General features: G+C 64.6%; 12 protein-coding genes and 1 other annotated feature. Of the genes, 5 read left to right on the forward strand and 7 right to left on the reverse strand.

Annotated elements, in window-relative coordinates; all coding sequences use genetic code 11:
* The first annotated feature begins 42 nt into the window (after positions 1-42).
* The 4 genes from FHW94_RS17450 to FHW94_RS17465 all read left to right on the forward strand — a co-directional run bounded on the left by FHW94_RS17450 (position 43) and on the right by FHW94_RS17465 (position 6,864).
* The gene (locus tag FHW94_RS17450) at positions 43-1,704 is read left to right on the forward strand and encodes a M20/M25/M40 family metallo-hydrolase (RefSeq protein ID WP_168557103.1); all 1,662 of its coding nucleotides are present in this window, start codon (positions 43-45) and stop codon (positions 1,702-1,704) included.
* A 241-nt stretch (positions 1,705-1,945) separates the two neighbouring features.
* Entirely contained in the window at positions 1,946-3,445 is a 1,500-nt protein-coding gene (locus FHW94_RS17455; protein WP_168557104.1) for an MFS transporter, read from the forward strand.
* A gap of 38 nt (positions 3,446-3,483) precedes the next feature.
* Positions 3,484-3,539, forward strand: a sequence feature (sul1 is cis-regulatory element that is thought to sense ions involved in sulfur or methionine metabolism; They are found in Alphaproteobacteria).
* A 67-nt stretch (positions 3,540-3,606) separates the two neighbouring features.
* Complete coding sequence (locus FHW94_RS17460) at positions 3,607-5,112, forward strand: SulP family inorganic anion transporter (RefSeq protein ID WP_168557105.1); 1,506 nt, start codon at positions 3,607-3,609, stop codon at positions 5,110-5,112.
* Positions 5,113-5,190: 78 nt separating this feature from the next.
* Positions 5,191-6,864 carry an amidohydrolase gene (locus FHW94_RS17465; RefSeq protein ID WP_168557106.1) on the forward strand — a complete coding sequence of 558 codons (1,674 nt, stop codon included), beginning with the start codon at positions 5,191-5,193 and terminating at the stop codon, positions 6,862-6,864.
* On the opposite strand, the gene FHW94_RS17470 is transcribed toward FHW94_RS17465, so the two are convergent.
* From FHW94_RS17470 to FHW94_RS17495, 6 genes are all read right to left on the reverse strand, one after another.
* Entirely contained in the window at positions 6,854-7,030 is a 177-nt protein-coding gene (locus FHW94_RS17470) for a hypothetical protein (RefSeq protein WP_168557107.1), read from the reverse strand. The two genes, FHW94_RS17465 and FHW94_RS17470, sit on opposite strands and share 11 nt — an antisense overlap.
* Positions 7,027-8,133, reverse strand: coding sequence for a PepSY-associated TM helix domain-containing protein (locus FHW94_RS17475; protein WP_168557108.1), 1,107 nt, complete (start codon positions 8,131-8,133; stop codon positions 7,027-7,029). Before FHW94_RS17475 ends, FHW94_RS17470 begins: the two co-directional genes overlap by 4 nt.
* On the reverse strand, positions 8,130-11,267 hold the full coding sequence (locus FHW94_RS17480) for an amidohydrolase family protein (RefSeq protein WP_168557109.1): 3,138 nt from the start codon (positions 11,265-11,267) through the stop codon (positions 8,130-8,132). The genes FHW94_RS17475 and FHW94_RS17480 overlap by 4 nt, the downstream gene beginning before the upstream one ends.
* Complete coding sequence (locus FHW94_RS17485) at positions 11,267-13,495, reverse strand: TonB-dependent receptor (RefSeq protein ID WP_168557110.1); 2,229 nt, start codon at positions 13,493-13,495, stop codon at positions 11,267-11,269. Before FHW94_RS17485 ends, FHW94_RS17480 begins: the two co-directional genes overlap by 1 nt.
* Before the next feature lie 39 nt (positions 13,496-13,534).
* The gene (locus FHW94_RS17490; RefSeq protein WP_168557111.1) at positions 13,535-14,170 is read right to left on the reverse strand and encodes an FMN-binding negative transcriptional regulator; all 636 of its coding nucleotides are present in this window, start codon (positions 14,168-14,170) and stop codon (positions 13,535-13,537) included.
* Between the two features lie 75 nt (positions 14,171-14,245).
* Entirely contained in the window at positions 14,246-15,709 is a 1,464-nt protein-coding gene (locus FHW94_RS17495; protein ID WP_168557112.1) for a PLP-dependent aminotransferase family protein, read from the reverse strand.
* Positions 15,710-16,029: 320 nt separating this feature from the next.
* On the opposite strand from FHW94_RS17495, the gene FHW94_RS17500 reads away from it, so the two are divergent.
* Positions 16,030-19,752, forward strand: coding sequence for an RNA-directed DNA polymerase (locus tag FHW94_RS17500; RefSeq protein WP_168557113.1), 3,723 nt, complete (start codon positions 16,030-16,032; stop codon positions 19,750-19,752).
* 318 nt (positions 19,753-20,070) lie between these two features.
* On the opposite strand, the gene FHW94_RS17505 is transcribed toward FHW94_RS17500, so the two are convergent.
* The gene (locus tag FHW94_RS17505; protein ID WP_168557114.1) at positions 20,071-22,590 is read right to left on the reverse strand and encodes a TonB-dependent receptor; all 2,520 of its coding nucleotides are present in this window, start codon (positions 22,588-22,590) and stop codon (positions 20,071-20,073) included.
* Positions 22,591-22,620: the final 30 nt, after the last annotated feature.

The following is a 22,620-nucleotide window of genomic DNA, read 5'->3' on the forward strand; positions in this document are numbered from 1 at the left end:
ATAGCCAGCGTCTTTCCCCTGCCGCGATGGAGCCCGCCCGCCATGAACAAGGCCGCAATCACCCTGCTGTTGACGGTTGCCCTGCCGATCTCAGCGCCGACCGCTGCGGTGGCGCAATCGGCCCCGATCCCTGCCGCGCAGAAAGCCGGCTTTGACCGCATCCGCGAAAGCGACTTGCGCGCGGACCTGGGCCTGGTGGCGTCGGACGCGTTGCAGGGGCGCATGTCGTTGCAGCCGGGTGATGATGCCACGGTGCAATGGGTGGCGGCCGAATTTGCCAAGGCCGGGCTGGAACCGGCAGCGACCGACGCCAGCGGCGCGCCCAGCTTTCTGCAGGCCGTGCCGCTGGTGGAATATCGCCCCAATGCGGCTGCCAATTTCCTGGCGCTGATCAGCGGGGGGACCACGCGCCGCTGGCAGGCACCACACATCATGGGCGGCTATCGCGACGATGTGGAGATCACCGCGCCGCTCGCCTTTGCCGGCTATGGCATCACCGCGCCAGGCGTGGGCTATGACGATTATCGCGGGCTCGACGCCAAGGGCAGGATCGTGGTGGTGTTCGAGCACGAGCCGCAGGAAAACGATCCGGCCTCGCGCTTTGGCGGCACGGGCAACACCCGCTATGCCACCAACCGGGTCAAGGCGCTGAATGCCCAGGCCCATGGCGCACTGGCCGTGGTGGTGATGGCCGAACCCAACCGCAAGCATCCGTCGAATTTTGATCGGGTGATGCGCATCGGTGGCAGCGCCAAGCGCACGCCGCCCCTGCCGGCGCAGGCGCTGGTGGACGATGCGTTGCGCATCCCGGTGATCACCGTGGACGACGAAACCGGTACGGCACTGCTGGCGGCCAGCGGGCAGAGCCCGAGCGCGCTGCAAGCCGCGATCGACAAGGCGCTGGTGCCGCAATCGCGCCTGCTGGCGGGTGCGCAAGTCACCTTGCACCTGGAAAACACCGTGCGTTCGCGCGGGGTGACATGGAACGTGGCGGGCTTGCTCAAGGGATCGGACCCGGCGCTGGCGCCCGAAACCGTGATCATCAGCGCACATCACGATCACGACGGGTCCAGCGGGCCGGAAATCTGGCACGGCGCCGACGACAATGGTTCGGGCACGGTAGGCGTGGTGGAACTGGCCCGCGCCTTCGTGGCCAATGGTGCGAGACCCCGCCGCTCCATCCTGTTCACGGTGTTTGCCGCCGAAGAGCGCGGGTTGCTCGGGGCCTATTACATGGCAGCCCATCCGCTGCGCCCGCTGGCCACCACGCGCGCGATGATCAATTTCGACATGATCGGCCGCAACGAGGCGCCCAGCGACCAGACCACCGGCCTGATCGAGATCCCGGCCGACACGACCAACCGACTGAACCTGATCGGCGCAGCCTATAGCCCCGATTACGCGCGCACCGTAGCAGAGGCCAATCGCAGCGTCGGGCTGGTGCTGGACGATCGCTTCGACCACGAAAACGCGCTCAACGTGTTTTTCCGCAGCGACCAGTTTCCTTTTGTTCTCAACAATATCCCGGCATTCTGGTTCTTCACCGGGTTCCACCCCGATTATCACCACACCACCGACACGGCCGACAAGATCAACTACGCCAAGATGACGCGCATCCTGCAACTGTCCTACCTTTCGGCCTGGCGCTTTGCCGATGGGGCAACGCCGCCGGCTTTCGTGGCCGACCCGCCGGGGCAACGCTGAACCGCCGCGCGCGGTTGCTTGAAATTCAATCGCCCGGCGCAGAATTGCACGCGGAGGCAGGGTTTCAAATCCTGCCCCCGTCTCTATATCGCGGATCAATTCACGGTGCTGCGGCGCCGCCCTTTATTCGCGCATTTTCCGTGCGTTCTTTGTGCGTGCCATGCATGGCACCGCCCAACCGGAAGCGATCGTTGTCGATGACCCATTCCTCCCTCGCCCGGCCCTGCCCATGGGAGCGCCCATGCTAGTGCCCCGCCGGCGGGGCATTGCCGTGGCCAACGCCGAAAGCCGCGATGGCATCGTTCCTGCGGTCAGCATCTATGCCCCGGCCCATCGTCCGGGCGGACCACCCCAATCGACGGCAAGCTATCGCCTGGTCGCGCTGATCGTTGCCTGCGCGCTGTTCATGGAATTCGTCGACGCCACGGTGCTGGCAACCGCCCTGCCGACGATGGCGCGCGATTTCGGCGTGCGGCCGCCGGAAATGAGCATCGCGCTCACGTCCTACCTTCTGGCGCTGGCGGTGTTCATTCCTGCTTCTGGCCTGCTCGCCGATCGGTTTGGTTCACGCACCGTGTTCCGCGCGGCGATCGGGCTGTTCATGGTGGGCAGCTTTGCCTGCGGGCAGGCGCCCAGCCTGGAATTCATGGTCCTGGCGCGCTTTGTCCAGGGAATGGGCGGGGCGATGATGATCCCGGTCGGCCGCCTCGTGCTGCTGCGCAGCGTGGCCAAGCACGACATGGTCAGTGCCATGTCGTGGCTCCTAGTGCCCGCGCTGATCGGGCCGGTGGTGGGACCGCCGCTGGGTGGGTTCATCGTCACCTATCTCGACTGGCGCTGGATTTTCTACATCAACCTGCCGGTCGGCCTGCTCGGCCTGTGGCTGGTGGGGCGCTTCATTGCCAATTTCCGCGAGGACAACCCCGGCACGATCGACTGGGCAGGCTTTGCCCTGAGCGGGGTTTCGCTGGGCTGTCTGCTGTTCGGCTTCGAAATGGCGAGCCGCGCCGGCAAGGGGCCGCTTGCGGCAGGGCTGCTGGTGGTGGGCGCAGTGGCCGGCGTGCTCTATGTGCGCCACGCCCGCGGGCGCGAAGGGGCGATCCTGGATCTCTCGTTGATGAAGGATCGCACGTTCCGCCTCTCCGTCATCGCCGGCTCGGTCACGCGGATCACGCAAGGGGCGCAGCCGTTCCTGCTGCCCTTGATGATGCAGGTTGGGTTCGGCTTTTCGGCGGTGCACAGCGGCATGATCACGGTGGCCACCGCGATTGGCTCTTTGGCGATGAAAGGCGCCGCGCCGCGCGTGCTGCGCGCTTTCGGCTTTCGCCGCACGCTGGTGTGGAACGGGGTGATCGGCACGGCCGGCTATGCCGTGTGCGGCCTGTTCGCGCCGGGCTGGCCGGTGTGGGCGATGTTTGCCGTGCTGGTGCTGTCGGGCTTTTTCATGTCGTTGCAGTTCACCGCCTACAACACCATTGCCTATGACGGCATATCGCCGCCGCAGATGAGCAGCGCGACGGCCTTCTATGCCACGTTCCAGCAATTGATGCTGTCGCTTGGCATCTGCATCGCGGCGGTGGCGCTGCACCTGGCGATGCTGCTGCGGGGCCACACGCGGCCGCTGCTCGATGATTTTTCGGCTGCGTTCTGGGTGGTGACTGCCATCTCGCTGGGCGCCACGATCTGGAACCGCCAGTTTGCCACCAATGCGGGCGCGGAGATCAGCGGGCATTCCGATTGACGCACCGCAACAGGGGCTGTTAAAGGCGCGGGCATTCGCATGGACCCGGTGCAATTCCGGGTGGCTATTCCGGCCGCCGATCCGCCGGACAACGCACTTCGCAGGCCTCGAGATTGCCGCCCGGATGGGCAGGCTGCTCTGCGATTTTCGCGGATTTTTCTATGTTGTCATTGTTTTCCCAAGAATATCGCGCGTCGTGGTTTCGCGGCGTGGGCGCGGCGCGGCGCGATGTGCTGGCCGGCATGGTCGGCACGTTTGCGCTCATCCCCGAAGTCATTGCCTTTTCCTTTGTCGCCGGGGTCGATCCACAGGTGGGGCTCTATGCCTCTTTCGTGATCGGCATCGTCATTGCCTTCGCCGGCGGCCGGCCGGCGATGATTTCGGGCGCGGCCGGTTCGGTGGCGCTGGTGGTGGGCGCGCTGGTCCAGGCGCACGGGCTGGCCTATCTGCTGGCGGCCACGGTGCTGGCCGGGGCATTCCAGATCGTGTTCGGCCTGCTCAAGCTGGACGTGCTGTTGCGCTATGTCTCGCGCTCGGTGCGCACGGGGTTCGTCAATGCCCTGGCGATCCTGATCTTTTCTGCACAGGTGCCGCAGATGGTGGGCGTGGATTGGCACACCTGGGCACTGATCGCGGCGGGCCTGGCGATCATCTATCTGCTGCCCCGGTTGACCCGCGCCGTGCCATCGCCGCTGGTGTGCATCGTGGTTCTGACCGCCATCACCATGGCCGTGCCGATGCCGGTCCATACCATTGCCGATCTGGGCCGGCTGCCTGACGGCCTGCCCCATCTGGCGCTGCCCGATGTGCCGTTCAGCCTGGCAACCGTGCGGATCGTGTTTCCCTATGCCCTGGCAATGGCCGCCGTGGGCCTGCTGGAATCGATGATGACCGCCACCGTGGTGGACGATCTGACCGAAACGGCGAGTTCCAAGGCCCGTGAATGCACCGGGCTCGGCCTCGCTAACATGGCGGCCGGCCTGTTTGGCGGGATCGCCGGTTGCGGCATGATCGGCCAGACGGTGGGCAATGTGCGCTATGGCGGGCGGGGGCGCCTTTCCACGCTGACGGCAGGTGTGTTCCTGCTGGTGGTGTTGGTGCCGTTGCGGCCCTGGGTGGCGCAAGTGCCGGTGGCCGCACTGGTGGCGATCATGATCATGGTGTCGGTCTCCACTTTCTCGTGGGGATCGCTGGCCGATCTGGTGCGCCATCCCAAGGTTTCCAGCGTGGTCATGCTGGCAACCGTGGCCGTCACGGTGGCCACGCACGATCTGGCCGCCGGCGTGGTGGTGGGCGTGCTGCTGAGCGGCGTGTTCTTTGCCTTCAAGGTCACGCGATTGATGGATGTGAGCGTGGGCCACGATCCCGGCAGCGACACGCGTATCTACACCGTTTCGGGCCAGGTGTTCTTTGCCAGCGCCGATGTCTTTGCCCAGCGTTTCGATCTGCGGGAAACTGCGCCGCAGGTGCGCATCGACCTGACGCGCGCGCATTTGTGGGACGTGACGGCAGTGGCCGCGCTGGAAGACGTAGTGGCCCGGCTGCGCCGCCATGGCACGGCGGTGACCGTGGTGGGCCTGAACCAGGCCAGCGCCAGCCTGGTTGACCGCCATGCCCCGCGCCTGCGCGACGGCGCTGGCCTGGCCCCCGCTCTGGACCCCGCCTGATCTCCAAGCTGGACGCTGCCCCTTGGCCTGGGCCGCGCAAAGTGCGAGTCTTGAAGGATCAAACGGGGTAACAAGGCCATGGTCACGCGTCGCGCTTTCGTGTCGGGTTCGCTTAATGCCGTGGCCGCATCGGCGCTACCGGTGCGCGCCATGGCGGCGGGGCAAGGCCGGGTGGAGGTGGCCTATGTCAACGCCGCCGTCTGGACCGGGGCGGGGCCGGAGGTGCGCAGCGATGCCATCGGCGTGGCCGGCGGCCATGTGGTGGCGATCGGGCGCGAGGCGGTGCGCGCGCGATCCGGCCCGCGCACCCGCGTGGTCGATCTGCAAGGCGCCTTCGTCACGCCCGGGCTGGTCGATTGCCACACCCATTTCACTATCGGTTCGCTGGCGCTGACCCAGCCATCGCTGCGCGATGCGGCCAACCCCGATGAATTCGTGGCGCAGATCGCCAAGGCGGCGCGCGCCCTGCCCAAGGGCGAGTGGCTGGAAGGCGGCAACTGGGACCAGGATCGCTGGGGCGGCACGCTGCCCACGCGGCAATGGATCGACGCCGTGACCCCCGATACGCCGGTGGCGGTGATCCGCTATGACCTGCACATGATCTTGTGCAATTCGCTGGCGCTCAAGCTGGCGGGGATCGATCGCAACACGCCCGATGTGCCGGGCGGGGTGATCGTGCGCGATGCGCAAGGGGAGCCGACCGGCATCGTCAAGGACGCAGCCAAGGACCTAGTGCTGCGCGCCATCGCCCAGCCCAGCCCGGCACGGCTGGACGCGGCGGTGCGCGCCGGGATCGCCCTGGGCCTGAGCAAGGGCGTGACCGAAGTGCACGTGCCCGATCTCGATTGGTCGACGTATGAAATCACCCACCGTTTGCGCCAGCAGGGCGAGACGGGAATGCGGTTCTACCAGTTCACCCCGCTCAAGGACTGGGAGCGCATGGCCCGGATCGTGGCCGAGGAAGGGCACGGCGACGACTGGGTGCGCTGGGGCGCGTGCAAGGTGGTGTTCGATGGCTCGCTGGGGTCGCGCACCGCGCTGATGTATCTGCCCTATCAGGATGAATCCGGCGCGCACGGCATCGTGGTGACCGATCCCAAGGATCTCAAGGCGTGGATTGCCGGGGCCGACAAGGCGGGCCTGCAGGTGACCGCCCATGCCATCGGCGATGAAGCCAACGACATCGTGCTCGATACCATGGCGGCGGTGACCAAGGCCAATGGCGCGCGCGACCGGCGCTTTCGCATCGAGCACGCCCAGCACTTGCGCGAGGAAGCGATTCCGCGCTTTGCCCGCCAGGGGGTGATCGCCTCGATGCAGCCCTATCACGCCATCGACGATGGCCGCTGGGCGGTGCGGCGGATCGGGCCGGAGCGGCTGCGCACCAGCTTTGCCGTGGGATCGATGGTGCGCAGCGGCGCGCATGTCTGCTTCGGGTCAGACTGGCCGGTGGCGCCGCTCGATCCGCTGACCGGCATCTATGCCGCGGTGATGCGCGAGACGATCGACGGCAAGAACCCCAAGGGCTGGTTTCCCGAGCAGCGGATCACCATGGCCCAGGCGCTGCGCGGCTATACCCGCGAGGCGGCCTATGCCGGCAAGGTGGAGCACCTGCGCGGCGCGATCATGCCCGGCATGCAGGCCGATTTCGCGGTGTTCGACCGCGATCTGTTCCGCATCGATCCCGAAACTATCGAGCAGGCCAAGGTGATCCGCACCGTGGTGGGCGGGGTGGAGCGCTTTACCGCCTGATCGGCCCGCCGCGGCGCAGCGCCCAGGCGATGGGCGCCACGCTGGCGGTGAGGCCGAGCGCGGCGGCAAGGTCTTCCCAACCATCGCCCGCCAACCCGGCGATCATGCCCGCCAACGAAACCACGGCGATGATCGCCACCGGCCACAAGGGGTGCGCCTGTTTCATGCGGCGCGCGCCTTGCGGGCCGGGCGCGGCTTGCCCAGCCACAGGTAAAGCCCGCTGCCCAGCACCACGATGCTGACCACATCGAGCAGCGCCCACAGGATTTTCATCGCCAGCCCCCCGTAATCGCCAAAGTGCAGCGGTTGCGCCAGCAGCAGGCCTTTCATGTACCACGGCATCGGCGCCACGCCATCGACCTGGCCGGTGCGCGCATCGACCATCACCGGGGTGAGCAGCTTGGCGGTGAGCGGGGTGGCGCCCTTGAGATAGACCGCGATGTGATCGTGGCTGCTGAACGCGGCGCCGGGAAAGGCCACGAACTGAACGCTCATGCCCGGCACGGCGGCCTGTGCGTTGCGCAGCGCCAGCGCAGCGATGCCGGGGCGATAGGGCACGATCGGCCCGCTGCTGTCATGCGCCAGGCGGGCCAGGGCATCGCCCCGCCACCATGCGGTGATCGGATCGGCCAGCGTGTTGATCGTGCCGGTCAAGCCCACGACCATGGCCCAGGCGAGCGTGACACCGCCGATCACGTTGTGCCAATCGAGCCAGCGCAAGCGGTTGGACTTGCCCCGGCGCACCGTGGCAAAGCCGGGCTTGCGCGCGAAGGGGGCATAGAGCACCACGCCCGAAACCAGCGCCACGGCAAAGCACAGGCCCATCGCGCCCAGGAAATACTCGCCCACTTTGCCCAGCAGCAGATCCTTGTGCAGATCGAGCACGGTATCCATCACGCCGTGGCCGGGCGCATCGCCCTGGGGCGGCGCGGCAGTGCGCAAGTCCACGGGATTGAACCGCATCGCCGCCTCGGGCGCATCGCCGGTGGGGCCGGTGGTGAGGTTGATCACCGGCCGGTCTTCATCGAAGCTGAGGTAGATCGGCACGCTGCCGGGATTGCGCGCGAGCGCCGTGGCCATGGCATGGTCCACCGGCAGCAGTTCTTGCGCGCGCCAGCGTTGCGGCTGGCTGGGCTTGGCCAGGCCGTCGATCTCGTCATGGAAGACCAGCGGCAGGCCGGTGAGCGCCAGGATCAGCAGGAAAAGGGTGCAGGTCAGGCTCGACCAGGTGTGAACCTTGCTCCACGCGCGCAGGGTGGCGGGCTTCATGGCGCGGCGTCCTGCCACCAGGGCGCCACGGGTGCCTGGCCATCACGGGCCAGGGTCTGCCCATCGAATGCCACGCCGCCGCGCATGACCAGGGCAATGGCGCGGGCATTGGCGATATCGGCGCGGGGATCGGCATCCAGCACGACGAGGTCGGCGAGTTTACCCGGCGTGATGCTGCCCAGGTCATCCGGGCGGCCGATGATGCGGGCGTTGTCGATCGTGGCCATTTCCAGTGCCTCTTGCGGGGTGGCGCCGCCGGCCACGAAGGCGCCCATTTCCCAGTGCACGCCCAGGCCCTGCATTTCCCCATGGCTGCCCACGCCCACCAGGCCGCCGGCGCGGCGCAGGCGCATGGCATCGCGGGCAAAGCGGGACCATGTCTGCCAGGGCGCGGCCGTCCAGTGCCGGTCGCGCAGCTTGGCCGCCAGCACGAACGGCGGGGTGAAGCGGGTGAGCCGCCCATCGTCTTGCGGCGCGTGGTTCTCGATTTCGTCGAAGAGCAGGGGCGCGCCGCCATAAAGCACGGTGATCGTGGGCGTGTAGGCAATCTGGCTGGCCACGAACAGGCGGATCACGTCGTCATGGATCGGCGTGATCGGCAGGTTGTGTTCGTTGCCGGAAAAGCCATCGATCGCGTGGGTCAGTTCCAGCACATAGTCCGCCGCGCCTTCGGTGGTGGGCATCATGCCCAGCTTGCGCGCGGCATTGGCCATGTCTTGCCGCCCGGCGCGGTCTCCCACCATGTAGCTCTTGATGTTGCGCGTGCGATAGGCATCGCGATAGCGGGTGAGCACGTCCTGCGCCACGGCCTGGCTGGTGATCGCGCTGTTGACGAAGACGCCCGGCCCGGTGCTGAACAGGCGCGGCCCGGCCGAAAGCCCGGCATCCATGCGATCGGCATAGGCAAAGATATCGGGCGTGAACGGCTGCACTTCCAGAACGGAGGTGACGCCATAGGCCAGCAGCGCGGGAAATTCCCAATGCGTCCCATCGTGGATGGTGCGCGGAATGGGAAAGAAATGCGCGTGGGCATCGATCAGGCCCGGGATGATGAACTTGCCGGCCAGATCGCGCATCTGCGCGCCGGCGGGCAGCGGCACAGTGCCGCGCGGGCCGATTGCGGCGATGCGGTCCCCGACCACCACCACATCGGCATCGGCGATCACCGCGCCATGGTCCATGGTCAGCACCGTGGCCCCGCGCAGCACTTGTGGCACGGACGGCAACGCGCGCGGCACCTGCACCGAGAGATCGCGCGGGGCGGCGGCGCTTTCAGGGTCGGCTGCGGCAAGGGCGGCGGCATTGGCATGGCGCCAGAACGGGCCGGTGGTCCAGGACAGGCCATCGCCATCCCAGCGCATGGTATCGGCGCCGATGCGGGTGATCTGGCGCTGCGCGGTGGCGGCGTCAGCCAGGTTCACCGGCTGGTCCTTGGCGGGCAGGGGCAGCACGTGCAATTCGAACGCGGTGCGCGCGGCCAGCCAGCGGCCATCGGGCGAGAGGCGCAGCTCATCGACCGGGCGCGGTTCCTTGACATATTGCCCGGCCGCACGCGCCACGATGCGGGCGCGCGGGCGCACAGCGCCATCCGCTTCGACCCGGGCGAGGGCGCCGCCGCTGTTCACATACCAGGCGCCATCATCGGTCTGCTGCAGATGCTTGAGGCCGGCGCCATGCGCCATGACGCGCGGCGCGCTGCCATCCTGGCCCAGCGCCACCACATCCACCGGCCAGGCGGGATCGAGTTCGTTTTCCGCGTGCAGCCGGTCGAACTGCGCGGCGCGCAGGGCCACCACGCCGCTGCCGTCGCGGCTCCAGCGCGGCTCAGACCAATAGGCGCCCTGCGGCCCGAGCGGGCGCGGCGCGCCGCCCTTGGCCGCAATGGTCCACACGCCGCCGCCGGTTTCCGCGCTCCACCGCACGAAAGCCAGGGTTTGCCCATCGGGGGACCAGGCCGGCTGGAACGCATTGCCGGCAAACAGCGCGCGCGGCGCGCCCCCGGCGCGGTCGGCCAGATAGAGCGTGCCCAGCGCGGTGAAGGCAATGGTCTTGCCATCGGGAGACAGCGCCGCGCCTTCGGCCAGGTGGCTGCGTACCGTGGGGCCGTCTTCCACGCGCTGGCGCACGCGGCTTTGCGGGGCCAACGTCAGCTTGACCGGCGCGGTGAACGGGATCGGCGTCTGCGCCCCGCTGCCCAGGTCGATCCGCACGAAGCCGCCGTCCTTGGCCAGGATCAGCGCGCGGCCATCGGGGGTGAAGCGATAGCCGGGGGTGAGATCGTAGTAATAGCCGCCTTCCTGGCCATCGTGATCGATCGGCCAGGCAATCCAGCGGTCCTCTCCCGTGGCAAGGTTGCGCAGGCGCAGGCCGGTTTCGCTGCTGGCGGAGGTGGTGCCATCGCGCCGCGCGGCATAGGCCAGCAATTTGCCATCGGGCGAAAGCACCGGGCGCATGCCGCCCGCCACCACGGTTTCCACCGTGCTGGTCGCCAGGTCCTGCCGCACGATGGACCAGGTGGGCGGGTCTTTCTCGGTCCAGGTGTGGCCGCGCTTGGTGGCATACCACACGGCCTTGCCATCGGGCGAGGGCGCCGCGCCCAGGGCGTTGACGCGATCGTCCCAACCTTCGTTGCCCGTTGGCTGCGCTTTTACCAGCACTTGCGCCGCGCCGCCATCGAAGGGCACGCGCCACAGCTCGAACGCCAGAATGGAATGCACCGCGCGGCTGACATAGACGCTGCGGCCATCGGGCGCCCAGGCGGGCGAAGTCATCAGCACGAGCGATCCCTCGTGCGTCAATTGGCGCGCGCCACTGCCGTCTGCGCGCGCGATCCACAGGTTGGTCACGCCCGAACGATCAGACAGGAACGCCACCCATTGCCCATCGGGCGAGGGCACCGGATTGCGTTCGAACGCGGTGCCGGTCAGCACGGCTTGCGCCGCGCCGCCGGCCGCCGGCATGCGGTAGATGTCACCCAGCAAGTCGAACCACAGCCAGGCGCCGTCGGGCGAAAGCGCTGGCTGCGCCCAGGTGGCTTCATGGGCCTGATAGGCCAGTTGCCGGGGCTGCTCAGCCTGAGCAGCCCCATGGACAAGCGCCAGTATCAGGCCAAGTACGGGCGCGGCCTGGCGCATCAGAGCGACCAATCCACCCGCAGGCCCAGCGTGCGCGGGCGGACGATCGAGCCAGCCGGCGTGGCCTGCGAGGTGAACGGCGCGTTGAGAATGCCGAACTTGTCGAACACGTTGTTGGCAAAGACCAGCACGCGCAGCTTTTCGCCCACCGTCACCCCGGCGCGCAGATCGAAGATGTTGAAATTGCCGCGCGTGGCCGTGTTGCCAAAGGCAACCGGGGCCGACGAGAGATAGCGGTGCGCCACTTCGAACGAAGGCTTGAGCGCGGCATCGGCAAATTCGAACTTGAGGTTGTTGGCCACGGACCAGCGCGACGAGCCGGGCAGCACCGAGCCGGAGGCATAGCCGCCGCCCACGGCAAAGGTATCGGGCAGGAACGCGGTAAGGCGTGCATCCTGCAACGTGGCGCTGGTGCTGAAGCTGGCAAAGCGCGTCAGTTGCGCCGTGGCGGCCAGTTCGACCCCGCTGATATTGGCGCTGCCAGCGTTGGAGACATAGGAATAGTAGGACGGCGCCGGGCCGAACAGGCGCGCCTGGATGCCTTTCCAATCGATGTTGAACACCGTGGCTTCGACATAGAGGCGGTTGTCGAGCGCGTGGAATTTCACGCCCATTTCATAGTTCTTGACCCGGTCGCTGTTGTACTTGACCGGGATGGTGGGCAAGAGGCCGGCGTTGGGATTGATCCCGCCCACGCGATAGCCTTCGGAATAGGTGGCGTAAGCGAGGAAATCCTTGGTGGGGCGTGCGGTCAGCGTCACCTTGGGGGTGAAGCCGTCTTCCTTGTTGGAGACATAGCCGGTGGCATCGGTGGCGTGATAGCCGCCTTCATAGCCACCGAGGGCGCCAGCCTGGTTGACCACCGTGGCATTGTAGCGGTTCCAGAAATAGCGGCCGCCCACAGTCAATTCGATATCATGGCGCGGAGCATAGGTCAGTTCGCCAAAGACGCCCACGTCCTGGTTGTAGGCATCGGAGATGTAGCCATAGAGCCGGTCGCCGGGGGTCAGCACGCTGCCGGAATAACCGCCGAACAGGGTGGGATTGGCATTGATATAGTCTTCCGCCCCGTTCTGGAAGATCTGGTCATAGCTGTGCTTGCGCGCTTCCATATAGCTGGCACCGATGAGGTAGCGCAGCGGGCCATTGCCCTTTGACGCCAGGCGCACTTCGGCGGTCTTGATATTGGCATCGGCATTGCCCGCCGAATAAGCCGCGCCCGATCCGGTAGTGACGCCGGTGACATAGTAATAGGGATAGGAGAACTGGGTGAAATTGTGCTTTTCCACGATCGAGCCGATCGCGGTCAGTTCGGCCCCACCCAGGTCCTGGTCCAGGCGCAGCGAGTTCATCCAGAAGCGCGTGCGCTGAGGTTCGGCCCGCGCGGTGTTGCGCGTGTAGGGGTGATCGAGATCGAGGTAGGTCTGGTCTTCCAGGTAGGTATCCTGCCAGGAAGACAGATAGCTGAGCTTGGTGGCGGTGGTGGGCGTCAGCACCACCGAGCCGCGCAGGCCACGCGTGCGGAAATCGTTGCTGCCGTTCACGCCCGTGCCGGGATTGTCGAGATAGCCGGCATCGAAGCGCTGCAGCGCGACCAGGCGCACGGCCAGCTTGTCGGCAATCAGCGGCACGTTGACCATGGCCTTGGCGGCATAGTTCGCCTCGCCATGGGAATTCTTGGTGGTGCCGACCAGGCCCGAGGCCGCCGCATCGATCTTGGTGGGATCAGCCAGGTTCACCACATAGTTGACGAGGCCACCCAGCGTGGAGGAGCCGAACAGCGTGCCCTGTGGCCCGCGCAGCACTTCCACCCGGTTGAGATCGAACGTGTCGACATCGGGAATGGCGATAGGGAAGCCCGGTTCGACCAGCGGCACTTCGTTGAGGTAATAGCCGACCGTGGTCTGGCCCTGTTCGTGATAAGTGGTGGCGGCAATGCCGCGGATCACCACTTCGGAAACGCCGGGCTGGTAATCGTTGAACACCACGCCGGGCAGGCGCGCGATATAGTCGCCCAGGCTTTGCGCGTTGGCGGCGGCCAGGTCCTTGCCCGAAACGGCGCTGGCGGCGATCGGCGTCTGGTCCAGCGCGACCGCGCGCTTGGTGGCGGTGACGACGATGCTGCCGGCGCTTTCGGCGGCCGGTTCATCGGCGGCCAGCGCGGGCTGGGCCGCCAGCGCCAGCGCGGAAACGCCGGCCAGGCAGGCAAGATTCAGTGTGGTCCTCATGGTCTTTCCCCTGTGCATGTCATGGATTGCCCGGTTCGGCTATCCTGTGGTTTCTTCCCCGTGTGCCGCCGCATGGGCCTGCAGGCGGTCGTTATTGAGCCGCCACATCCACCCGGCGAGCACCGGATCGGGATGGGCGGCAATGATTTCGCGCAGTTCGGGCAGGTCTTCCTCCTGCCCCAGCTTGAACCGCGCATCGATGGCGGTGACCATGGCGCGAAAGCCGATGATCCGCGCCATCAGTTGCGGCAGCCGCGCGCCGGCGTCTTCCACCTGCCAGGGTTGCGCCTGGCTCGCCTCGACATGGGTGGTCAGGCGGCGCACGGCGGGCAGGGTGCCTGCTTCGTCAAACGCCACGGTCACGTCGAACGCAGCCACGGCAAAGTTCCAGGTGGGAGCCCAGTGCGGGCGCGACACCAGCGCGGGCGAGACATAGCCCTGCGGCCCCATGAACAGCACGTGCGCACGCGGATCGGCCTGCAAGGCGGCCACTTGCCCATTGCGGCGCGAGCAATGGCCGATCAGCGCCGTGACCTGGCCGGCTTCGTCCAGCTCTGCCACCAGCGGCAGGGGCGTGGCGAAGAAGCCGGCAGCGCCATGGTTGATGAGCCATGCCAGCGGATATTCCGCGATGAGCCGGGCCAGATCGGCGGGAGTGCCAGAGGGAAAGTCCATGCACGCCATCTTGCCGCATGGTTGGCCCGGTAGAAGTGCCAGATCTGCAATCCACAGGGGACCAGTGCGCCCGTGTCACCCCCGGCCCAGCGCGCCCAGCACGCGCACGGCCTGCACGGTGCGATCGGCAGCATGGCTGGCAAAGCCCAGGCGCAGGCCATGGGGGGCATTTTCGGCCAGGCGATAGGATGCCGATTGGGCAAAGGTGATGCCCGCCGCGCCCGCGCCCGCCTCGATCCGGGCGAGCGCGGCAAGATCCTGGAATTCCAGCCACATTGCCAGGCCGCCGGCGGGCAGGCGGGCGCTGACCATGGCGCCCAGTTCGGCCTGCACGGCCTGGGCCAGCGCATCGCGGCGCTGGCCATAGATGCGCGTGGCCTTGCGCGCATGGCGGCGCACTTCGCCTTCCTCGAACAGCATGGCCACGGCATCCTCGGTCAGGCTGTTGCCCATGCCATCGCCGATCGAGACCTGGTGCGCGGCTGCCGCGATCACCGGGGTGGGGGCCACGATATAGCCCACGCGCAGCGCCGGCAGCAGCAGCTTGGACAGGGAGCCGACATAGATCACCACATCGGGCGCATAGGCGGCCATGGGCAGCAAGGGTTGCGAGCCGAAGCGGAATTCGTGGTCGTAATCGTCCTCGATAATGGCAAAGCCGAACTGGCGGGCCAGTTCCACCAGGCGCAGCCGCCGCTCGGGCGCCAGCGAGACGGTGGAGGGGAATTGGTGGTGCGGTGTAAGGAACACGGCGCAGACCTTGCGGGTGCGGCAGGCGCGCTCCACCGCGTCCACATCGATGCCCTCGTCATCAAGGGGCACGGGCAGCACCGGCACCCCGGCCGCCTGGAACGCGGCGACGGCGGGTTCATAAGTCAGCGCCTCGGCCAGGGCAACGGCGCCGGGGCGGGCGAGCAGCCGCGCGGCGAGCGCAATGCCCATCTGGCTGCCGCGTGTGACGCAGATGTTTTCCGCGTCCACCACCAGGCCGCGCTCCTCGCGTAGCATCGTGGCCAGGCTGGCGCGCAACTTGTCGCTGCCGCAAGGATCGCGATAGCCCAGCTGCTGGCGCCGCGCGGCATAGAGCGCGGCGGTGCGAAACGCGCGGGCCAGCGCCTCGGGCGGGAACAGGCTGCCATCGGGGCTGCCTTCGTCCAGCTTGATCACCCGGCCCGGCGGCACGGCAATCGGCCGATCGGGCGGCGGCACGAAGCGATAGATCGGGCGCCGGCCGATGGGCGGGCTGGCCTCGACCGCCTCGGGCCGGCTGCGTGGCAATCGCGTGGCCACCGCCGTGCCCTTGCGCCCGGCCGCCTCCAGCCAACCCTGCGCCACCAGTTCCTCGTAAGCGGTCACCACGGTCTTGCGGTTGAAGCCCAGTTCGGCCGCCAGCTCCCGGCTGCTCGGCAACGCCGAGCCAGGCTGCAGCCGCCCGCGCTCGATCTCGTGGATCAGCGCATGGGCCAACTGCATATAGAGCGGCGTGGCCTGATCGCCACGAATGCGCTGTTGCAGGGTAAGGGACCAGCCGCGGCGCATGGACCTGTCATGGACTCCACAAAAGGGGTGCTGTGGGGTCCAATCGGGGTTTTGGGGCTGGGGGTCAAGGGGCGGTGAAATGGCAAGTAGCGACCAACTCGAGCCGTTGCAGGGCCGGCACCAGCAAGGCTGCTATCGCCGAAATCAGCCATTCCCGCTTACTGAGCCGACCGGCACCTGCGCGCCTCGAATCTAGCCGTTCTCAGGTTCGGATGGCAGGACCTGAAAGCGGACAACTGATTTTTGGAGGACTGCTAACAGCTCTCTCTTTCAGCGATTTTTGTCTGGCGCCGCGTAGCAATATGCGCTGAGATAAAAAAATGGACAGACTTCGCCCTTCGACCACACTTCTCGCCGAAGAATTCGTTCTCGTACAGGCGTGGAAGAAAACATCGGCCTATATCCGATACCATAACTGGTTTTCTGACACTCTTGAGCTTGACAAAACAACGGCCGATTTGCCGCGCTTCATATCCCGCCTGACTCAACGCATCCGCGACAGGCGTTGGGCGCCAACTCCGCTGCGACTTGTGCCTGCCCCGAAAAGTCAGCCTTGGCGCGTTGACCCAGCCAGCGGACATTGGACCCCGACGACAACCCTTCGTGCATCAAAAATCAGGCCGTTAGCCCATGCATCGCTTGAGGATCAGGTTCTAGCCACGGCGATGATGTTGTGCCTGGCTGACCGAGTCGAGACACGGCAAGGCGATCCATCGCGATCTTACACGTCGCAGACGGTACGAAGAAGAGTAACGTCATACGGCAACCGCCTGTTTTGCGATTATGAGCCAGAAGACAAAGTTCTGATACATCGGTGGGGCTCGTCGAAGCTCTATCGAGGCTTCTACCAGGATTACCGGGCTTTTGTCGCAAGGCCCGAGCAGGTCGCAGGCGAACAGGATCGCGCTGGAACTGGAGGCGTCGCGATCGTTCAAGCGGATTTGCGGCAGTTTTATGATAGAGTTCGCCCGGCCTTGCTCCGCGACAAGGTGCGTTCGTTTCATCAACAACAAGACGACGATGAATTTTTCAATGCATTCTCTCAGCTCTTTGATTGGCGCTGGGATTCCGAAGACGCAAATGAAGCTCATCGATACGCACGAGAATCCGAAATCCCCGGTTTTGACCAAATAGCATTGCCGCAGGGGCTGGTTTCAGCCGGATTCTTCTCAAATATCGTGCTCGTAGAATTCGACGAGGCACTGAGGGTTGCGCTCGGGTCCGAAATCGCGCCCGGTGTAATGCTACATGACGCCTGCCGATACGTGGATGATTTGCGTTTGACCGTTTCGGCAGTGTCGGGCGTTCAGATCGAAGAAATAGGCTCGCGTGTCGCAGCGTGGCTGGGCGGCGTGCTCGAACCTTTAGCGCCCGGCTTACTACTTTCCCCAGACAAAACGCAGGCGGCGCTTTATCGAGGCGATGACCAACCGCTAGCACGACAAGCACGGAAAATGCAGCGCATCCAAACTGCTATTTCTGGAGGCTTTGACGCCGCTGGCGGTGAGGAAGTCATCCAGGCAGTTCAGGGTCTTGTACGGTCACAAACAGCACTCATATCGGCAGCTGAAGAAGGTGGCTTGCGGCCATTCACCGCAGTTCCCGATGTACGTGACGAGACGATCGGCCGCTTTGCAGCCGCACGTTTCCGATCAACTTTTCGATCCCTACGCCCGTTGCTCGACAATCGACCCGAGGGTGATCGCTCGTCCGATGCGGGCGATGCGGTGGAAACGTCACTATTTAAGCGGGATCGCCTCTCGCAAGCAGAGCTTGATGATGAGGCCCGAAGTTTTGCATTCAGCCTCTTGAACACTTGGATACGCAACCCTTCAAACGTAAGGCTACTGCGTGTCGCAGTGGACTTGTGGCCGACACCCCAAGTCATAAGAGAGATTCTACATCTCTTCGATCCTTACCTGAAAGGCACGCTCAGGGGGGCGGCTCGAAAGGTGGCATTTTATTGCTTGTCAGAGCTGTTCAGAGCGGGAGCAACTGAAACTGGGATAGTTAATGACGACGAGACGCTGCCGCTGGGGATTGACTTGGAGGGTTACCGCAGCGTGCTAGGTGATACTGCTAGAATTATAGCCTCAAGCAGTGGAAAGCGCTTTCCATGGTATCTGCGTCAACAAGCGCTCTTGTTTCTGATGATCCATGATCGCCGCGCTTCGCATCGTAGCAATCAGAGAGATCCACGCCTCCTGTCTCACTATCATGAGATGATCCGTTTCCTTGCTGGGGAAGCGGGAGACGAAGTTAGCTCCGATATTGCCATAAAGGCAGTAGTCGCACGTCGATCGTTTTTAGCGCGGGCGGACGCAATCGCATTGCTGGGTGATCGAATTGATAGCCGCGTATTCTCGGAAATTGCAGCTCGAGATTTGGAGTTTGCGCGCGAACTGTATGCGGTTTCACCCCACTTGGCCATCGACGGATCGCCTTTAGCCAACGATCTTGGAGCGACGGCTTGGGCGCACGAAGCGGGCGCGATATTCCTCAAGGATTTGGTCTCGCATGGGGGCCTCAAGAATCCCCTTCGCAATGAGATTGGTGTCCTTAGCTTCGCGGCGGCATTCCTTGAAAGAGTGATAGCGGGTACAGTCCCCGTGATTGCAACACCTTCGAGCGTGCATGTTCAGATTGAAGATTGGCGTGGGTTCTCTCACGTTTCCGAGGCAGTCTGTCATGCTGTACCGGTAGGCCTCGGTTATCAGTCGATCTACACCCCCCCCGCTTGGGCCGGGCCAGACGCCTGGCGTTTCCAACTAGGCTTTCTTGTGAGGTTCATTCTCACCGGCCAAGTTGATTTCAGCAAGGTGGCAAGGCCTCCGAGTTGGAAGGAGGAAGCCCCGGTTTATCGCCCCGCGACAAGCCACTGGATGCAGAGACTGTATGGCTTCTACAACGGTCATGATGCCTTTGGAGATGACTGGCTCCCGATCTCGCAATTCACACAGGACCTGCTTTATTCGCTGTTGGCGTGGCCGGGCTGTCGCGCGAACTCAAAGGTTGAAGGGATAGAATCTCCATCCGCGTTACTTGAGACTGTAGAAAGCAGGCTGAGCGAAGCCAAGCTTGCAACGGGCGCGGCTACTAACTTGCTGATGCTTCGCGTGCCCGCACCCAACCCCGGCAAGGCGGAACGTGATCGGCCTTTGCGCGCTTGCGTTGTCCAATCGATCACGCCGGAAGCAGGCGAGATTCTAAGCGATCTCACCGTTTCTGGAAGCGCCATCAGGCGGAAACACAGAAACCATCTATCCACCGCCTTGGCTGCTGTGGTCAAGATGCTTGAGCTACGAGAAACCCATGCCAGTCACGATAATCGGCTCGATTGGCTCATATTCCCTGAACTTTCCATCCACCCGGATGATGTGCAAACTCATCTCGTTCCATTTGCGCGCGCCTATAAGACGCTGATCCTGGTTGGAATGACTTATGAAGAACTGTTCTCAGGGGAGCCATTGGTCAACTCTGCTCTCTGGATAATTCCGAGATACGTTGAAGGGCGTGGTCTGCAAATTTCTGTGCGGAGACAGGGAAAGGGCAATCTCGCTAAGCTTGAAGAGACACTAAACGATCCCGTGCAGAGAGTGATGGGCTTCCGCCCCTGCCAATGGCTTATCGGATACGATTGGTGTCACGAAAGGGACTCAGATCCACTCTGGCTAACTGCTGCCATATGCTATGATGCTACTGATTTACGCCTAGCCTCCGACCTCAGAGACAAATCTGACGTGCTCGCAATCCCAGCTTTAAATCAGGATGTTGGTACCTTCGATCAAATGGCGCAGGCGCTTCATTATCACATGTATCAACTGGTGCTGGTCGCGAACAATGGTGCTTTTGGGGGGAGCAATGCTCACATTCCGCGTGGAGAAGCTTTCCAGCGCCAAGTCTTCCATACGCATGGTCAACCACAGGCAACGATATCGTTCTTGGAAATAAGAGACGTTCGCGAGATGAAGGATCGACGTAGTTTAGGCCGCCTCGACCGCACCGGAAATCGCGGGTGGAAATTCCCTCCCGCTGGCGCTTAAGGGATGTGGGCCACAGCCCTTAAGCAATGGCCAATTATCCATCTAAGCATGGCGCAACCAGATCGAATGATCCGCACCGCAGGCCCGGAGACAAACCTCTGAGCCGAGATTCGTCTTTTCACATTTGCCGATTGACCACAATCAGCTTTGTCTCTGTCGTTCTGTGGTCTCGTGGTGGTAAACGCTGGCTGTCCGCTGCTGGCCAGATCAGCCGCTTGACAGGTCGCGAGGGGACGGCAGGAATGTCCCAAAAGCCCGGCCGGGCCACAATGGCACGGCCGAGCTCCTGTAAAGTCAGCGTGAAGGGTTGGGGAAACCTCAGAACTTCACGCTCGCCTCAACACCCACCAGGCGCCGCGTGCCGGGCGTGATGAACGAGCCGCCGAATTCCACGGCGGTGATCACTTCGTTCAGGTACTGCTTGTCGAGCAGGTTGTTGGCGAAGACGGCGAGGGTGTAGCGGTCGGTCTGGAGGCCGGCGCGCAGGTTGACGATGCCGAAGGCGTTGCGGCGGGCCACGTCGTATTTGCCGTCGCCCACGAAAGCCGGAAGTTGCAGGGCCGAGATCGGGAGGAGGCCGGAGAACACCGTGGGCACCGACTGGTTCTGCACGGTGTGGAACCAGGTGGGGCCGGTGAGGCGATAATCGGCGCGGGTGAACAAGCGCAAGTCGCCACTGAGCGATTGCTCAAATTCGCCGCCCAGGTTGAGCGTGTAGTCGGCGGTGTAGGGCGACTTGTTGCCCACGGTGTAGGGGCGCGAGGAATTGCGCTTGATCTCGCTGTCGGTGTAGTTGAACGAGCCGAACAGCTTGACGCCCTTGATCGGCTTGACCGTGACGCTGGCCTCGATCCCCTTGAGGTCCACGCGGTCGATGTTCGACACCACGCGCAGCAGGCCGAAGCTGCCGACGAAGAATTCGAAGAACTGCATGTCGTGGACCTGGGTGTAATAGCCGGCCAGGTCGAACGTCAGCGCGCCATTGAGCAGGTTGCCCTTGAGGCCCGCTTCCCACGCGCTCGACCATTCCTTGCGGTATTGGTCGTTCACCGTGACGTTGGCGCCAAAGGCGTTGACGAAATTGTCCTTGATGATCTGGGCCGAACCCTGGTTGTTGAACCCGCCCGATTTGAAGCCGATGCCCCAGTTGGCATAGAGGTTGAACTCGCGGCTGGGCTTGTAGCTGAGCGTGACTTTGGGTTCGAACTGTTCGAAGCGGGCGTGCTTGTCGGTCAGCGGGCCGAACGCCTGGCCGGGGTTGATCGGGCCACCAGTGAAGGGATCGGTGGCGGTGGGCACGAGCGAGGACGACTTGCGATCCTCGATATCGTAACGCAGCACCAGGCCGGCATCGAATTTCTCGTTGGGCTTCCATTCCACCGAGCCGAAGCCGGCATAGACGTTGGTCTTGAAGCGATCGGCCAAGAGCAGCGTGGTGGGGTTGGTGGTGTTCGGCGCGTTGTAGAGCTGCTTGATCACGCCATTGCCGGTGTCGGCGCCCAGGCTGACGCCCACGGTGCGCTTGATGTGCAGGTAATAGGCGCCCAACTGCCAGTTGATCTGGCCCAGATCGCCGATCAGGCGCCATTCGGTGCTGATGTCCTGCTGCTTGCGCAGCTGGTATTGCGTGCCGTCGCAGGTGGTGGGGCTGTAGGGCCCGAAGGTGGAGCCGGTGGTGGGCGCGAAGATGAACGGCACCGGGGTCTGCCCGATGAAGCCGGGCGGGTTGACCTTGTAGCCGGTGAGCGCGGCAGTGCTGGCAAAGCAGGAGTTGACCGCGCTTTGCGCCTGCGGGTTGGCAGCGCTGAGGAAGCGGCCGAAATCGGCCGAGGTGCCATCGGCCACCAGATCCTGGTTGACGTTGGAATAGAGCGCCCAGCCGACCAGCTTGATCGTGTCGGTCAACTGGTGGTCCAGCTTGATCGACATGTCGAAGCTGGTCTGGTCGTTGGTGGGGCGGATGTTGCTGTAGAAATTGAACGGGTGGCTGTTGACGTTTTCATAGAACGCGCCGCCGAAATTGGGCAGGTGGAACGCAGCGTTGAACGGCAGCGAGGCGCCGTGGAATTCGCTGTAGCGCGCCTTGATATCGAGCTGCGTGGGGCTGCCCTGGCCCACCATCACGCGGCCGTCGATCGCCCAGTTTTCCTTGTCGTCCACCGTCTTGGAATTGGTGAAGACGTTTTTGTAGAAGCCGTCGGTCTTGTAGTAATAGCCCGCCAGGACAAAGCCCACGTTTTGCGCCAGCGGCCCGGCGACGTGGGCGCTGGCTTCCCAGGTGTTGTAATCGGCATAGGACAGCTTGGCCGCGCCGGTGAAGCTGTCGGTCGGCTTGATCGACTGGAGCACCAGGGCGCCGGCAGCGGCGTTGCGGCCATAGAGCGCGCCTTGCGGGCCCTTGAGCAGTTCCACCTGCTGCAGTGTGCCCTGCGGCTGGTTGAGCTGCGCGGTGTTGGTCTTCAGGATGCCGTCGACGACCAGCGCGACCGAGCTTTCCGCGTCGCGCGCGCCGTTCATGCCGCGAATGTTGATCTGGGTATCGCCCGCTTCGGCCGTGCCGGTGACGATGGTGACGCCCGGCGTCAGCTTGACGAAATCCTCTGCCTTGACCGCGCCGGTGCGTTGCAGCGCATCGGCAGTGAGCACCGCAACCGAGGCGGGCACATCCTGCAGGCGTTCGTTCTGGCGACGAGCGGTGACGATGATGCCACTGTCATCCGCCGGCACGGCGCCCGATTGCGGCGCTTCCTGGGCAAGGGCGGGCGTGGCGAGCGCGGCGGCAAGCATGGCGGCAGGCGCCGAGGCCGTGGCGAGGAAAGCGGAGTGGGAAAGTCGCATTGCATTCTCCCTGTTCGGTGGCGCCCGCGA

It is taken from the genome of Novosphingobium sp. SG720 (assembly GCF_012275365.1).
Taxonomy (GTDB): domain Bacteria; phylum Pseudomonadota; class Alphaproteobacteria; order Sphingomonadales; family Sphingomonadaceae; genus Novosphingobium; species Novosphingobium rhizosphaerae.

What these genes read in the sequence shown, in the direction of transcription:
- FHW94_RS17450 (WP_168557103.1), top strand. Translation starts at nt 43, where the DNA reads ATGAACAAGGCCGCAATCACCCTGCTGTTGACGGTTGCCCTGCCGATC.
- FHW94_RS17455 (WP_168557104.1), top strand. Translation starts at nt 1,946, where the DNA reads ATGCTAGTGCCCCGCCGGCGGGGCATTGCCGTGGCCAACGCCGAAAGC.
- FHW94_RS17460 (WP_168557105.1), top strand. Translation starts at nt 3,607, where the DNA reads ATGTTGTCATTGTTTTCCCAAGAATATCGCGCGTCGTGGTTTCGCGGC.
- FHW94_RS17465 (WP_168557106.1), top strand. Translation starts at nt 5,191, where the DNA reads ATGGTCACGCGTCGCGCTTTCGTGTCGGGTTCGCTTAATGCCGTGGCC.
- FHW94_RS17470 (WP_168557107.1), bottom strand. Translation starts at nt 7,030, where the DNA reads ATGAAACAGGCGCACCCCTTGTGGCCGGTGGCGATCATCGCCGTGGTT.
- FHW94_RS17475 (WP_168557108.1), bottom strand. Translation starts at nt 8,133, where the DNA reads ATGAAGCCCGCCACCCTGCGCGCGTGGAGCAAGGTTCACACCTGGTCG.
- FHW94_RS17480 (WP_168557109.1), bottom strand. Translation starts at nt 11,267, where the DNA reads ATGCGCCAGGCCGCGCCCGTACTTGGCCTGATACTGGCGCTTGTCCAT.
- FHW94_RS17485 (WP_168557110.1), bottom strand. Translation starts at nt 13,495, where the DNA reads ATGAGGACCACACTGAATCTTGCCTGCCTGGCCGGCGTTTCCGCGCTG.
- FHW94_RS17490 (WP_168557111.1), bottom strand. Translation starts at nt 14,170, where the DNA reads ATGGACTTTCCCTCTGGCACTCCCGCCGATCTGGCCCGGCTCATCGCG.
- FHW94_RS17495 (WP_168557112.1), bottom strand. Translation starts at nt 15,709, where the DNA reads ATGCGCCGCGGCTGGTCCCTTACCCTGCAACAGCGCATTCGTGGCGAT.
- FHW94_RS17500 (WP_168557113.1), top strand. Translation starts at nt 16,030, where the DNA reads ATGGACAGACTTCGCCCTTCGACCACACTTCTCGCCGAAGAATTCGTT.
- FHW94_RS17505 (WP_168557114.1), bottom strand. Translation starts at nt 22,590, where the DNA reads ATGCGACTTTCCCACTCCGCTTTCCTCGCCACGGCCTCGGCGCCTGCC.